We start from the raw sequence: 13,282 nt of genomic DNA, 5'->3' as shown, positions 1-13,282 counted from the left end.
CGGGTTTCCCCCGACGGTGGCTCGGGGTAGTGTCTTGGCTCCGACGCGTGTCCGACGGGTGGGAGGCAAGGCTGCGATGACGTTGCGCATCCTGGTGGTGGGCGCGGGAATCGCCGGGCTGGCCGCCGCGCGAGCCCTGCGTCTCGCGGGCTTCCGGCCCGACGTGGTGGAGGAGCTTCCGGCATCCATGCTCCCCGGGGCCGGCATCTACCTCCCCGGCAACGCCTCCCGGGCCCTGCGCCAGCTCGGCCTCGACGCGCCGCTGCGCCCACTGGGCGACCTCATCTTCCGGCAAGCCTTCCTCGACTCGCGGGGCCGTGAGCTCTTCGAGATGGACGTGGCCGCCCTCTGGGCCGGTGTCGGCGAGTCGCGCGCCCTGTCCCGGGCCGACCTGCAGCAGGTGCTCCTGACCGGGGTCGGTGGCGAGGTGCGTTACGACACGGCCGTACGGGATCTGGAGATCTTCGACCACGCCGCCAAGGTCGAGTTCGCCGACGGCCGCGTCGCCGAATACGACCTGGTCGTCGGGGCCGACGGCCGCCGCTCGACGATCCGGTCCAAGGCCGGGCTGGGCGGTGCGGCCACCCCCACCGGCCAGATCGTCTACCGCTCGGTGGTCACCGGCGGCCCGCCCCTGAGCGACTGGACGGCGCTGCTGGGCCGCCGGTCGTCGTTCGTGGCGATGCCGATGGGCGGCCGCAAGCTCTACTTCCACGCCGACGAGACCGCCCCCGACGCGCCCAACCCCGACGATCCGCTGGCCCGGGTGCGCGAGCTGTTCGACGGTTTCGGCGGGCCGGCCCCGGCGATCCTCAAGGCGATCGAGAAGGTCCAGGTCGCGCGCACAGACGAGGTCGTTCTCGACGCATGGTCGCGCGGCCCGGTAGTGCTCGTCGGTGATGCAGCCCACGCCACCGCCCCGACCCTCGCCCAGGGTGCCGCCATGTCGTTCGAGGACGCCGTCGTCCTGGGTGATGAGCTGCGCAAAGCCGCCGACGACGTGCCGGCGGCCCTCCGGGCGTACGAGGATCGCCGCCGCCCCCGCTGCGCCGAGATGCGGGACCGCACCCGCGAACGGGACCGCACCCGCGACGTGCCGCCCGCCCTGCGCGACCCGATGCTCCGCAGGCGTGGCCTGCGGATCTTCTCCGATCACTACCGCCTGTTGGTCCAGCCGGCCTGAGGCGCGTCACCAACCGTTGTTGACCTCTTTGGTCACCCCCCGCCCGCGGGGGGTCGGCGGGGGACTATTCTGCCTGCGAGGTACGCCTTTCATCTCTGGCGTACTGAGTGGGACGAACGAGACAACGGAGGCTATTCGTGACGACCGTTGCGCCTAAGCCGATCGTGACCCGGCCTTACCCGGTCAGACGGCAGGTCAAGGGTTCGGCGCTAGCCCGAATCCTGCGCACGACGGACGCGAAGCAGATCGGGATCATGTACATGATCACGGCCTTCGTGTTCTACATGCTCGGCGGCCTGATGGCGCTGCTGATGCGCACCGAGCTGGCGCGCCCGGGCATGCAGTTGCTCTCCCCTGAGCAGTACAACCAGCTGTTCACGATGCACGGCACGATCATGCTGCTGTTCTTCGCGACGCCGATCGTGTTCGCCTTCGCGAACTTCGTGGTGCCGATCCAGATCGGCGCGCCCGACGTGGCCTTCCCGCGTCTGAACGCGTTCGCGTACTGGCTGTACCTGTTCGGCGGCACGATCACGATCAGCGGCTTCTTCACCCCGGGGGGCGCGGCCGACTTCGGGTGGTTCGCCTACACCCCGCTGAGCGACTCGCTGCACTCGCCGGGCGTCGGCGGCAACATGTGGGTCGTCGGCCTGGCCCTCTCGGGTCTGGGCACGATCCTCGGTGGCGTCAACCTGATCACCACGGTGCTCACCCTGCGCGCCCCCGGCATGACGATGTTCCGCATGCCGATCATGACGTGGAACATCCTCGTCACCAGCCTTCTGGTGATCATGGTGTTCCCGTTCCTGGCGGCCGCGCTGTTCGCCCTGGCCGCCGACCGCGTGCTCGGAGCCCACGTCTTCGACGTCGACACCGGCGGCCCGATGCTGTGGCAGCACCTCTTCTGGTTCTTCGGCCACCCCGAGGTGTACATCGTGGCGCTGCCGTTCTTCGGCATCATCACCGAGGTCATCCCGGTCTTCAGCCGCAAGCCGGTCTTCGGCTACAAGGGCCTCGTGGCCGCGACGCTGCTGATCGCGGCGCTGTCGATGTCGGTGTGGGCGCACCACATGTTCGTCACCGGCCAGGTGCTGCTGCCGTTCTTCAGCTTCCTGAGCTTCCTCATCGCGGTCCCGACGGGCATGAAGTTCTTCGTCTGGATCGGCACGATGTGGCGCGGCCAGATCAGTTTCGAGACGCCGATGATGTTCGCGATCGGCTTCCTGGTGACGTTCCTCTTCGGCGGCCTGTCCGGCGTGCTGCTGGCCTCCCCGCCGATCGACTTCCACGTCTCCGACTCGTACTTCGTGATCGCGCACTTCCACTACGTGCTGTTCGGAACGATCGTGTTCGCGGTGTTCTCGGGCATCTACTTCTGGTTCCCGAAGATGTTCGGGCGGATGCTCGACGAGCGCCTCGGCAAGGTCCACTTCTGGCTGACGTTCATCGGCTTCCACGCGACGTTCCTGGTGCAGCACTGGCTGGGCACCGAGGGCATGCCGCGGCGCTACGCGGACTACCTCGCGAGCGACGGTTTCACGTTCCTGAACACGTTCTCGACGATCGGTTCGTTCGTGCTCGGCCTGTCGACGCTGCCGTTCATCTACAACTGCTGGAAGTCGTACAAGGTGGGCCAGGTCGTCACGGTCGACGACCCGTGGGGCCACGGCAACTCGCTCGAGTGGGCCACGTCCTCCCCGCCGCCGCTGCGCAACTTCGACCGCATGCCGCGCATCCGTTCCGAGCGCCCGGCCTTCGACGCCAAGTTCCCGGAGCTGGCCGCGGGCGAGCAGTCGATCGCCGGCCCGCCCGAGGGCGGCGCCCGCCCCCTGACGCGCGAGTCCGACGGCGGCGCGACCTACCCCGAGGACACCAGCACCAACCGCGACTGAAAGCCCTGAAACGGCCCGCCCTCACCCGAGGGCGGGCCGTTTCGTTGTCCGGCCCACTTCCCACCCCGGAACCGGCCCATCCCCCTCGCCACCCGCGGCGGCCCTCTCGCGAGACCTGCCCATGCCCTGACCCGGTGCTGGCGGCGGCTGTTTCGTAAGTCCTGCCCGATCCCTGACCCGGTGCTGGCGGCCCATTCGCCTCATCCAGCGGCCGTGGCGGCTGTCTCCTGGGTCCTGGCCATCCGCCTCATCCAGCGCCTGCGGCGGTCTTCTCAAGAAACCTGCCCAGCGCCTGCGGCGGCCCTTTCAAGGGACCGCCCTTCCCCGAACGCCGTCACACGCCTCCGGAGGCGGCCGGGAACCTCGGCCAGCACCCGCGACGGCCGTCGCTCGTGGGAAGATCAGGGGCTTGTCAGGCGGCGGATCGTGGCGGTCAGGGCGGCCGGGTCGACATCGCGGCCGGTGATCAAGGCTTGGAGCGTCACGCCGTCGAAGAGCGCCATCACGTCGCGGGTGGCGTCGATGCCCAGGTGCGGCTCGAGAATGTCGCGCATGCCGGTCAGCCAGGCCATCGCCAGCGGGCGCAGGGCGGCATCACGGGCGGCGGCCACGTACAGCTCACATTCGAGCTGGGCCCGTTGACGATCCGCGAGGTACTCCACGATGAGACCGGCCACCGCCGCCGGGACGTCGTCAGCGTGCCGCAGCCGCTCGGCCCACCGCTCGAAATCGTCCTGCAGCCCGGCCGCGGCCAGCTGCAACCCCGCGGCGATCAGGTCGTCCAGCGTGGGGAAGTAGTAGGTGGTCGCCCCGAGCGGAAGGTCGGCCTTGGCCGCCACCGCCCGATGCGACGTGCGAGCCAGCCCCTGCTCCGAGATCACCTCGAGCGCCGCGGCCGCCAGTGCCCGCCGCCGCGCCTCCGGATCCCGCGCCCGCTGAGGCCGCCGCGCCTCCCCGTCCGTACGTCGCCGCGCAGGCCGTCCCGGCGCCGGACTGTCGTCGTGCCGAGGGTCCCGATCGCTGCGCCGCCGCCGGGGCCGGGCTGCTGTCGCGGCGTCGGCCGGGCCTGCCTCGCGGTCTGCCCGCCGCCGTCCCGATGCGGAGCCGGCGGCGACGTTCGAGGTCGTGTCGCCCGCCGAAGCTGAGGCATCGGCTGGAGATGCGGGATTGCTCAATGGGCACCGCCCAGGTTCACGGTCACTACACCGGCGATGATGAGGCTGACGCCGACGACCTTAACCGTCGTGAGCGGCTCACCGAGGAAGACCGCGCCGATGGCCACGATCGCGGCCGTGCCCAGAGCCGACCAGACGGCGTAGACCACACCGACCGGCAGGTCCCGCACCACGAGCGACAGCGCGGCGAACGAGACCACGTAACCCGCCAGGCAGCCGATGGTCGGCCATAGCCGAGAGAAGCCTTCCGTCGACTTCAGCATGCTCGTCGCCAGAACTTCCGCACTGATGGCAACCAGCAAAAACACGTAAGGCACGGCGTTCCTTCTCTCGACTTGTACGGCTGTACAAGTACGAACGTACAAGAGCGATGCGGAGTTGCCCTCATGACCTGAGTCACAGCAGCTCAGGAAGCTCGGCGACCTGCCACCCAACGGTTGCAAACCGCCTTGACGGCCGCCACTCCGCCCAGCGCCCGGCCGGCGGCGTGGAGACTCTTCACCGACTGAGCCGGTCGCCGCTGGAGAAAGCCACAGGCCAGCGTCAGGTGGATGGGTACGGCGCACGGCGAGGCCGGCTGCGTGGCGCGGGCCGCACGGGCGGCTGCATGGCGGGCGGCGACGCGGGCGGCTATACCGCGGGCGGCTGCCTGGTGAGTCGACGGGCGCCTTATGGCGGGCGCCGACGCGGGCGCCGCATGGCGGGCGCGGGCGGCTGCATGCTGAGCCCCGACGCGGGCGGCTGCATGGTGCCGACGGGGGCGGCTGCATGGTGAGTGCCGACGGGGCGGCTGCATGGTGGGTGCCGACGGGGCGGCTGCATGGTGGGTGCCGACGGGGGCGGCTCAGGACTGCGTCGGTGAGATGGCGGTGACCGGTGGACGGGTGCCGTGGCGAATGCGGAACGCCGGCAATCCCCCGCATACATCAACAAGTCCACGGCATCTGCGAGGCTTGGATTTCCCGCACCCGCGCTCTGGTGAGCAGATCATTGTCGGACCTGAAGCCGGCGGGATGAGGGCTGCTACGGCGAACGCTGGCCAAGGCGGCAGGTATCAGTCGATCGCCGGAACTGATGCGGCCGTAGCAAGTAGGCCGGTAGCAAGTGTGGGACGTGGCAATTGCGGCCTGTTGCAGATTGCGGGGTCGTAGCGAGCGCAGGTGGCCGGCCGTGGCGGGTGCGGTCTGGTGCGGGTGGCCGGCCGTGGCGGGTGCGGCTGGGTGCGAGAGACCGGGCCGTGGCGGGTGCGGCTGGGTGCGAGAGACCGGGTCGTGGCGGGTGCGGCCTGGTCCAGGGGGCCGGGCCGTGGCGAGGGCGGCCGGTTGCGGGATGCGGGGCGTGGTCGGCGCGGGGTCGTGTTGCCCGTGCGGCGGAGAGGGCCGAGGCGGCCTGCAGGGTGGGTCAGGGGCGGCCGGCGGGCAAGGAGTCGCCGTGGTCGGGGGCTTCGTGGGGCGTTCGCTGAGGTGGGGTGCGGTCGGACGCGGCTTCGGTGAGGGTGTCGGGGAGGGCCGCGGCGGTCAGGGCGGGTTCGGTGGCCGGGCCGGACTTGCCGGTGCCGAGAGCGGGCACGGCCGGGGCCGAGGGCGCGGCCTGGCGGTGGCGGCGGAGTTCGGTCGGGAGGACCGTCAGAGCGATCAGCACGCCCGCGCCGCCGACGGCGACGAAACCCCAGGGTGGGGACAGGGCGTCGGCGGCCAGGCCGGCCAGCGGGCCGCCCAGGGCCACGCCCACCGTGAGGGCCGAGTTGTGCAGGCCCATGGCCTCGCCGCGGGCGGCGGCGGGGATCATGCGGCTGATGGCGTCGGCCGTGCTGGTGATCAGGGGGGCGCACAGGGCGCCGGCCGGGATGAGCAGCAGGGCGATCAGCCACCAGTGGGCGCTGCCCAGGCTGACGAGCATCGTCGTCAGAGCCAGCGGAGTCAGGATGACCACGGGCGGGAACGAGCGTTGCATCGTGCCGTAGGCGAAGCCGCCGAGCAGCGAATAGAACGCCCACATCGACATGACCAGGCCGCTCCAGCCCAGCTCGCCGTTGTCGCGCAGCACGGCCACGAGCGCCACGTCGGTGCCGGAGAGCACGAGTGTGGCGGCCATCGTGACGAGCAGGACGGCGACGAACCGCGGCCCCAGCCAGCTGCGCCGGGGCACCCGCTCGCCGGCCGTGATCGGCGCCTCGTGCGCGGCCCGGACCGGCGGGTTGAGCAGCCACAGCCCGATCCCGGAGAGCAGGATGCCGACGGCCAGCATGAGCATCGCCCAGCGGCCGCCGGCGGTGGTGGCGACCAGCACACCGAGCGCCGGGCCGGCCATGAACGACAGCTCGGTGGTGATCGAGTCGAGCGCGAACGCCGGCAGGCGCTGGGCCTCGGGCGTCAGGGCGCTGATCGACTGGCGGGCCACCGAGAAGGCCGGCAGGGCCAGGAACCCGCCGAACAGGGCCATCACCAGCAGCGCCCAGTACGGCACGGCCTGCCCGGACGACCAGAAGATCACCTCGGCCACCGTGGTCAGCACCAGCACCGGGCGCAGGCCGCGCCGGTCGATCAGGCGGCCCATCACGGGCGCGCCGACCGAGCCGCCGATCGTGAACGCGGCGCCGATCAGCCCGGCCGCGGCGTAACCCCGGCCGAGATCGGTGACCACGTGCAGGGTGAGCACGACGGCGCCGGCCGCGATCGGGATGCGCGCCAGCGTCGCCACCGCCAGCAGCGACTTGATGCCGGGCAGAGCGAGCGTGTCACGGTAAGGCTTGAGCCGCATGTCGTTCCTGACCTCCGAGGCAACATCCTGCCCCGGAGGTACGACAAAAAACCAACTACTTGATCAGGCGGAAATCAGGACGACACGACCGGCGACCCGGTGGTCTCGATCGACGCCGTACGGAACTCCTCCAGCGCGGCGGCCGTCGTGCCGGCCGCGACACCCGCCGTGAGCTCCAGCAACACCGTCGTGGCGAACCCTTCGGACTTCGCGTCGAGCGCGGTCGCCCGTACGCAATGGTCGGTGGCGATGCCTACCAGTTCGACTTCCGTCACATCTCGCTCGCGCAGCCACGCGGTCAGGGTCTCGCCGCTCTCGGTGTGCCCCTCGAAGCCCGAGTACGCCGCCTTGTGCTCGCCCTTGTGGAAGACCGCCTCGATGCGCCCGGTGGCCAGCTCGGGGTGGAAATCGGCCCCGGACGAGCCGACCACGCAGTGCGCGGGCCAGGTGTCGAGGTAGTCCGGGTGGTCGCTGAAGTGGTTGCCGGGATCGATGTGCCAGTCCTTGGTGGCGACCACGTGGTCCCATCGGTCACCGGCCTTGTCCAGCACCAGGGAGATGCCCGCGGCCACGGCGGCCCCGCCGGTCACCGCCAGCGATCCGCCCTCGCAGAAGTCGTTCTGCACGTCGACGATGATCAGCGCTCGTGTCACGGGACAACCCCTAAACGGTCGGGACGATGGTGACGGGGATGGCCGGGTCGCCGGCCGAGAGCTTGAGACCTTCCCACGGTATCGAGATCAGGCACTGGCGCAGGTGCTCGCGCGACTCCTGCAGGGTGGGGAAGTCGACCGGCTCGCCCGCGGCGATGTACGAGCGCTGCAGGAGCCGGTCGTTGGCGGCGTGGTCGGGCACCCCTTGCGACACCACGATCTCCTCGGTCGCCGTGCCCGTGGGCTTGTGCCGGCGTACGGCGGTCTTGCGCCCGCCCACGGTGGCTTTGTTCTCCGAGCGCTTGACCACGGGGCGCCCCTCGACCTCGACCAGCTTGTAGACCAGGCCCGCGGTGGGTGCGCCGGAGCCGGTGACCACCGCGGTGCCCGCGCCGTACATGTCGACGGGCTCGGCAGCCAGCGTGGCGATCGCGTATTCGTCCATGTCGCCGGAGACCACGATCTGCGTCTCGACGGCCCCGAGCGAGTCGAGCAGTTCCCGCGAGTGCTGCGCGAGCACCGACAGGTCACCCGAGTCGATCCGGACGGCGCGCAGGTCGGGGCCGGCCACCGCGATGGCGTTGCGGATGCCCTGCCCGATGTCGTACGTGTCGACGAGCAGCGTGGTGTTCTTGCCGAGCGCGGCCACCTGGGAGGCGAAGGCGGCCGGCTCGTCGTCGTGCAGGAGAGTGAACGCGTGGGCCGAGGTGCCCGTGGTGGGGATGCCGTAGAGCGCGCCCGCCGCGAGGTTGGAGGTCGAGGCGAAGCCGGCCAGGTAGGCGGCCCGGGCGGCGGCCACGGCGGAGTCCTCGTGGGTGCGCCGGGAGCCCATCTCGATGATCGGCCGGCCGCGGGCCGCGGTGACCATGCGGGCCGCCCCGGCCGCCACCGCGCTGTCGTGGTTGAGCACCGACAGGATCAGCGTCTCGAGCACGACGCACTCGGCGAAGGTGCCGCTGACCGTCAGGATCGGGGAGCCCGGGAAGAAGAGCTCACCCTCGGCGTATCCGTCGATGTCGCCCGAGAAGCGATAGCCCGCCAGCCACTTGGCGGTGGTCTCGTCGACGATGCCCGCACCGCGCAGGAAGTCGACCTCGGCCGGGCCGAAGCGGAAGTTTTTGATCAGCTCGATCAGGCGGCCCGGCCCGGCCACCACGCCGTAGCGCCGGCCACCGGGCAGGCGGCGGGCGAAGACCTCGAAGACGCACTGCCGGTCGGCGGTGCCGTCCTTGAGCGCGGCGCTGATCATGGTCAGCTCGTACTGATCGGTCATCAGCGCGGGGGCGAAGGTGTTCACAAGCCCACCCTATTGCGCCTGGCCGCCCCTTACGAACCGCGTCCTGACCTGCGGATCGGCGTTCCGGTTCACCGATGCGGCGAAACCGGTGGCACCATGGTGGGCATGGCGCTCCCCCAGGTCGCTCCGCTCGAGAGCCCCGAGATCGAGGAGGCACCCGCTGACGACCGGCCGTGGGTGACCATCGTCTGGGATGATCCGGTCAACCTCATGTCGTACGTGACCTGGGTTTTTCAAAAGATTTTCGGCTTCTCCAAGGAAAAGGCCGAAGCCCTGATGCTCGACGTGCACAACAAGGGCCGGGCGGTGGTCAGCTCCGGAGCGCGCGAGCGCATGGAGATGGACGCCAGCCAGCTGCACGGATACGGTCTCTGGGCGACGGTGGACCGGGAATGACACTGCGGGAGAGAGCAGATGTTCCGACGCAACGGCAGCCAGTGCGTGGCCACCTTCGCAGTGGACGAGGTGCGCGTCCTGCGCAAGGTCGCCGGTGAGGTGGTCGGCCTGCTGACCGACGGCATGGATCACACCGATCCGGTCGTCAGCCGGCTTTTCCCCGACATCTACCCTGACCTGCCGGACGATTCGGCCGAGTTCCGCCTCTACACCGAGGGCGAGCTCAAGACCGGCAAGATCGACCAGGCCGGGGCGATCCTGGCCGCGCTGCCCGACGACGGCGAGGGCGAGGTGCGGCTCGACGGTGAGGCAGCCGAGGCCTGGCTGCGCGCGATCAACGACGCGCGGCTGGCCATGGGCACCCGCCTCGACATCGCGGCCGACACCGACCTGGGCGAGGAGCTCGACGCCGCGGTGCTGCACGACCCCGGTTCCAGCCGGGTCTTTCAGCTCAGTGTGTACGCGTACCTGGGTTATCTGCAGGAGTCGCTGCTCAACGCGCTTCCCGAAATCGAGTGAGAGCCGCCACGTCGGGCTCGGGCAAATCTCACGGTAATGTGAACGACGTGCTGACCATCGACAGCGCGATCGTCGACGCGATCGTCGCCCATGCCCGCCGGGACCACCCCGACGAGGCCTGTGGTGTCGTCGCGGGCCCGATCGGCAGTGACCTGCCGACCCGGCTCATCCCGATGGACAACGCCGCCCGGTCGATGACGTTCTACGAGTTCGACTCCATGGAGCAGCTGCGCGTCTGGCGCGAGATGGACGACAACGACGAAGAGCCGGTGGTCATCTACCACTCGCACACGGCCACCGAGGCCTACCCGTCGCGCACCGACATCTCGTTCGCCGGTGAGCCGGGCGCGCATTACCTTCTCGTGTCGACCCGCGAGAGCGACTCGGAAGAGATTCGCTCGTTCCGCATAGTGGACGGCGTGGTGACCGAGGAAGAGATCAACATCGTGGATGCGACGGTGGACGCGTGATTGCGAGCGCTGTGCAGTCGTACATGTTCGGGCAGAGCCCCGTGTCGGTTTTCTACGAGTGTCGCTGACCAAGCCCACTCGCCAGACGACCCTGCCCTGAGTTCGACCTTCGTTTTGGAGCATTCACAGCCATGGCTATCGAAGTCCGCATCCCCACCATCCTGCGCAGCTACACCGGCGGCGCCAAGATCGTCGAGGGTTCCGGTGACTCGCTGACCGCGCTCATCGACGACCTGGACGCCAAGCACAACGGCCTCAAGGGCCGGCTGATTACCCCCGAGGGCGGGCTGCACAAGTTCGTCAACATCTACGTCAACGACGAGGACGTCCGCTTCCTCGGCGCGCTCGACGCCAAGCTCAGCGACGGTGACTCGATCACCATCCTGCCCGCCGTGGCCGGTGGCGCGCTGGGCTTCGTGGCGGCCGCCGCGCTGCTCGGGCGCTACCCGTCCAACCACCCCGCCGCCGCCCCTGTCACGACTGAAGGCTGAGTCCATTGGCTCGCTACGAGAGCCTCTTGGATGCCTGCGGGGGCACGCCGCTCGTCGGCCTGCCCCGCCTCTCGCCGACGGTGCCCGACGGGGCACCGCCGGTGCGGTTGTGGGCCAAGCTGGAGGATCGCAACCCGACCGGCAGCATCAAGGACAGGGCCGCGCTCTTCATGGTGCGCGAGGCCGAGGAGTCGGGGCACCTGCGCCCGGGCGACACCATCCTCGAGCCGACCAGCGGCAACACCGGCATCGCGCTGGCCATGGTGGCCAAGCTGCGCGGCTACCGGCTGGTCTGCGTCATGCCCGAGAACGTGTCGGCCGAGCGGATCCAGCTGCTGCGGATGTACGGTGCCGAGATCATCTTCTCGCCCGCCGCGGGCGGGTCCAACCAGGCCGTGGCCACCGCGAAGCAGATCGCCGCGGAGCACCCCGACTGGAAGATGCTGTTCCAGTACGGCAACCCGGCCAACGCCCGCGCACACTTCGAGACCACCGGCCCCGAGCTGCTGCACGACCTGCCCACGATCACGCACTTCGTGGCCGGCCTGGGCACGACCGGCACCCTGATGGGCACCGGCCGCTTTCTCAAGGAAAAGGTCGAGGGCATCCAGATCGTCGCCGCCGAGCCGCGGTACGGCGAGCTGGTGTACGGGCTGCGCAACATCGACGAGGGTTACGTGCCGGAGCTGTACGACGCGAGCGTGCTCGACCGCCGGTTCTCGGTCGGCACTCGCGACGCCGTGCTCCGCACCCGCCAGCTGGTCGAGGTCGAGGGCATCTTCGCCGGGTTCTCCAGCGGCGCGATCCTGCACGCCGCGCTGGCCGTCGCGCACGACGCGGTAAAGGCGGGCCGGCGGGCCGACGTCGCTTTCGTGGTCTGCGACGGCGGCTGGAAATACCTTTCGACGGGCGCCTACGGCGGCACTCTCAATGACGCCGAAGAGGCCCTCGAAGGTCAGCTCTGGGCCTGACGACGGTCAATAGAGCGCCGCGATCAGCACGTCCAGGGCGAGTGGTGCGGTCGCCCCGGCGAGCAACAGCCAGGGCAGGACGGGGCGGTGGATCGACAGGAACGCGGCCACCGCCAATGCCACGCTGAGCAAGCCGAACAGGGCCAGGGTCGGCACATACCAGAATGCGGCGCCGCCGAAGACGGTCACCAATGCGGTAACGCCGACACCGGCGGCGGTCAGACCGAGTCCGGCGCCCCACAGCGCCATCGTCAGGACCCGTGCGGTGCTCGGCGCCGGATCGTCGGGCGCCGGAAATCGGAAAAGCGTTTCGTCGTCCGGTGATCCTGGCCCCGTCGGTGTACTCTCCCAGCCACCGAACGGCATGATCGCTGCCGCCTCGGTGCGCGTGGTGCGGTCCTTCTCGACCGTTGTCACGCTGCCTCCGCCTGTTCCGTCCTCAGAAGTCCTCACTTTGTGCAACGCAAACGACTCACCGGACGTAACGGGAATTGCGTTAATGGCCGAGGTCACGGGCGGTGTGATGTACGTTGTCGATTTAGCGACAAATCGATCAGACGTTTACATGGCGCGCAGGTCCCGGCGTACGCTTCGCTGCGTGATTGACTGGTCTGAGGACGTCAGCACGGACCGGTCGGGCGGGGCGTGTTCGACCCAGCGTGAGCCAAAGGGACCCGCATGCGACTGACCGTTCTCGGCTGCGCCGGCAGTTTTCCCGGCCCCGAGTCGGCGTGTTCCGCCTATCTCGTCGAGGCTGAGGGCTTCCGGCTGCTGATCGATTTCGGCTCGGGTTCGTTGTCCGCCCTGCAGCGCTACTCGGACATGAACAAGATCGACGCGATCATCCTGACCCATCTGCACTGCGACCACATGCTCGACGCGTGCACCTACATCGTGGTCCGTCGCTACGACCCGTCCGGCTCGCTGCCGCCGGTGCCGGTCTACGCCCCCCTGGGCGCGGCCGAGCGCATCTCCGCGGCCTACAGCCAGGACAACGAGCCGGTGGACGACGTCTACACGTTCTACGGCCTGCAGCCGGGCACGTTCCCGATCGGTCCCTTCTCGATCACGGTCGACCGGGTCAACCATCCGATCGAGACGTACGGTGTCCGCATCGAGCACGCAGGGTCGGTGCTGGCGTACTCCTCGGACACCGCGCCGTGCGAGCCCCTGCTGCGACTCGCCGCCGGCGCGGATTTGTTTCTGTGTGAGGCCAGTTACCTCGACGGCGCCGACAACCCGCCTGGCCTGCACCTCACCGGCGGTGAGGCGGGCGAGGCGGCCACCAAGGCGGACGTCGGCAAGCTGCTTCTGACCCATCTCGTCCCCGCATGGGTCAGTGAGGCATCTATTGTGGATGCCGCCGTGGCCGCGTTTGCGGGACCGGTTGAGGTCGTGCGTCCAGGTGCCCGCTACGATCTCTAGGCCCTAGACCGGGGCGGGGGCACGGTCGGAGCGCGGGAGCACCAGCGGAT

The 13,282-nt window shown here is 69.7% G+C and carries 13 protein-coding genes and 1 pseudogene; 8 read left to right on the top strand and 6 right to left on the bottom strand.

The features are described 5' to 3' along the window. The first annotated feature begins 76 nt into the window (after positions 1–76). Together BKA14_RS25775 and ctaD are read left to right on the top strand one after the other, a co-directional pair. Positions 77–1,183, top strand: a complete 1,107-nt coding sequence (locus BKA14_RS25775; RefSeq protein WP_184953428.1) for an FAD-dependent monooxygenase — start codon at positions 77–79, stop codon at positions 1,181–1,183. Between the two features lie 137 nt (positions 1,184–1,320). Further along, the gene (gene ctaD, locus BKA14_RS25770) at positions 1,321–3,075 is read left to right on the top strand and encodes an aa3-type cytochrome oxidase subunit I (RefSeq protein WP_184953427.1); all 1,755 of its coding nucleotides are present in this window, start codon (positions 1,321–1,323) and stop codon (positions 3,073–3,075) included. Between the two features lie 401 nt (positions 3,076–3,476). Here ctaD and BKA14_RS25765 read toward each other — a convergent pair whose 3' ends face one another. From BKA14_RS25765 to BKA14_RS25745, 5 genes are all read right to left on the bottom strand, one after another. Continuing rightward, a complete protein-coding gene (locus BKA14_RS25765) occupies positions 3,477–3,956 on the bottom strand; it encodes a TetR/AcrR family transcriptional regulator (protein ID WP_239093499.1) in 480 nt (159 codons plus the stop codon). Between the two features lie 290 nt (positions 3,957–4,246). Further along, entirely contained in the window at positions 4,247–4,567 is a 321-nt protein-coding gene (locus BKA14_RS44340) for a DMT family transporter (RefSeq protein WP_133872928.1), read from the bottom strand. Between the two features lie 1,084 nt (positions 4,568–5,651). After that, a complete protein-coding gene (locus BKA14_RS25755) occupies positions 5,652–7,010 on the bottom strand; it encodes an MFS transporter (protein ID WP_184953426.1) in 1,359 nt (452 codons plus the stop codon). A gap of 74 nt (positions 7,011–7,084) precedes the next feature. Next, on the bottom strand, positions 7,085–7,663 hold the full coding sequence (locus tag BKA14_RS25750; RefSeq protein WP_184953425.1) for an isochorismatase family protein: 579 nt from the start codon (positions 7,661–7,663) through the stop codon (positions 7,085–7,087). 10 nt (positions 7,664–7,673) lie between these two features. Next, positions 7,674–8,960, bottom strand: coding sequence for a nicotinate phosphoribosyltransferase (locus BKA14_RS25745; protein WP_184953424.1), 1,287 nt, complete (start codon positions 8,958–8,960; stop codon positions 7,674–7,676). 105 nt (positions 8,961–9,065) lie between these two features. Here BKA14_RS25745 and clpS point away from each other — a divergent pair, with 105 nt between their 5' ends. The 5 genes and pseudogenes from clpS to BKA14_RS25720 all read left to right on the top strand — a co-directional run bounded on the left by clpS (position 9,066) and on the right by BKA14_RS25720 (position 11,807). Further along, the gene (gene clpS / locus BKA14_RS25740; protein WP_184953423.1) at positions 9,066–9,356 is read left to right on the top strand and encodes an ATP-dependent Clp protease adapter ClpS; all 291 of its coding nucleotides are present in this window, start codon (positions 9,066–9,068) and stop codon (positions 9,354–9,356) included. Between the two features lie 18 nt (positions 9,357–9,374). Further along, positions 9,375–9,875 (top strand): DUF2017 domain-containing protein, encoded by a 501-nt coding sequence (locus BKA14_RS25735; protein WP_184953422.1) that lies wholly within the window; start codon positions 9,375–9,377, stop codon positions 9,873–9,875. A 47-nt stretch (positions 9,876–9,922) separates the two neighbouring features. After that, positions 9,923–10,413: pseudogene (locus BKA14_RS25730) on the top strand (M67 family metallopeptidase). Positions 10,414–10,476: 63 nt separating this feature from the next. Continuing rightward, positions 10,477–10,836 carry a MoaD/ThiS family protein gene (locus BKA14_RS25725; RefSeq protein WP_184953420.1) on the top strand — a complete coding sequence of 120 codons (360 nt, stop codon included), beginning with the start codon at positions 10,477–10,479 and terminating at the stop codon, positions 10,834–10,836. Between the two features lie 5 nt (positions 10,837–10,841). Further along, entirely contained in the window at positions 10,842–11,807 is a 966-nt protein-coding gene (locus BKA14_RS25720; RefSeq protein WP_184953419.1) for a PLP-dependent cysteine synthase family protein, read from the top strand. Positions 11,808–11,813: 6 nt separating this feature from the next. On the opposite strand, the gene BKA14_RS25715 is transcribed toward BKA14_RS25720, so the two are convergent. After that, entirely contained in the window at positions 11,814–12,224 is a 411-nt protein-coding gene (locus tag BKA14_RS25715) for a hypothetical protein (RefSeq protein ID WP_184953418.1), read from the bottom strand. A 261-nt stretch (positions 12,225–12,485) separates the two neighbouring features. Here BKA14_RS25715 and BKA14_RS25710 point away from each other — a divergent pair, with 261 nt between their 5' ends. Beyond that, the gene (locus BKA14_RS25710; protein ID WP_184953417.1) at positions 12,486–13,232 is read left to right on the top strand and encodes an MBL fold metallo-hydrolase; all 747 of its coding nucleotides are present in this window, start codon (positions 12,486–12,488) and stop codon (positions 13,230–13,232) included. Positions 13,233–13,282 lie beyond the last annotated feature (50 nt).

This window comes from Paractinoplanes abujensis, from assembly GCF_014204895.1.
Classification (GTDB): domain Bacteria; phylum Actinomycetota; class Actinomycetes; order Mycobacteriales; family Micromonosporaceae; genus Actinoplanes; species Actinoplanes abujensis.
Note: the sequence above shows the minus strand (reverse complement) of the source record. Positions and strands in the feature narration are given on the sequence as shown.

Coding starts and splice junctions, on each gene's coding strand:
- BKA14_RS25775 (WP_184953428.1), top strand. CDS start 77: ATGACGTTGCGCATCCTGGTGGTGGGCGCGGGAATCGCCGGGCTGGCC.
- BKA14_RS25755 (WP_184953426.1), bottom strand. CDS start 7,010: ATGCGGCTCAAGCCTTACCGTGACACGCTCGCTCTGCCCGGCATCAAG.
- clpS (WP_184953423.1), top strand. CDS start 9,066: ATGGCGCTCCCCCAGGTCGCTCCGCTCGAGAGCCCCGAGATCGAGGAG.
- BKA14_RS25735 (WP_184953422.1), top strand. CDS start 9,375: ATGTTCCGACGCAACGGCAGCCAGTGCGTGGCCACCTTCGCAGTGGAC.
- BKA14_RS25725 (WP_184953420.1), top strand. CDS start 10,477: ATGGCTATCGAAGTCCGCATCCCCACCATCCTGCGCAGCTACACCGGC.
- BKA14_RS25710 (WP_184953417.1), top strand. CDS start 12,486: ATGCGACTGACCGTTCTCGGCTGCGCCGGCAGTTTTCCCGGCCCCGAG.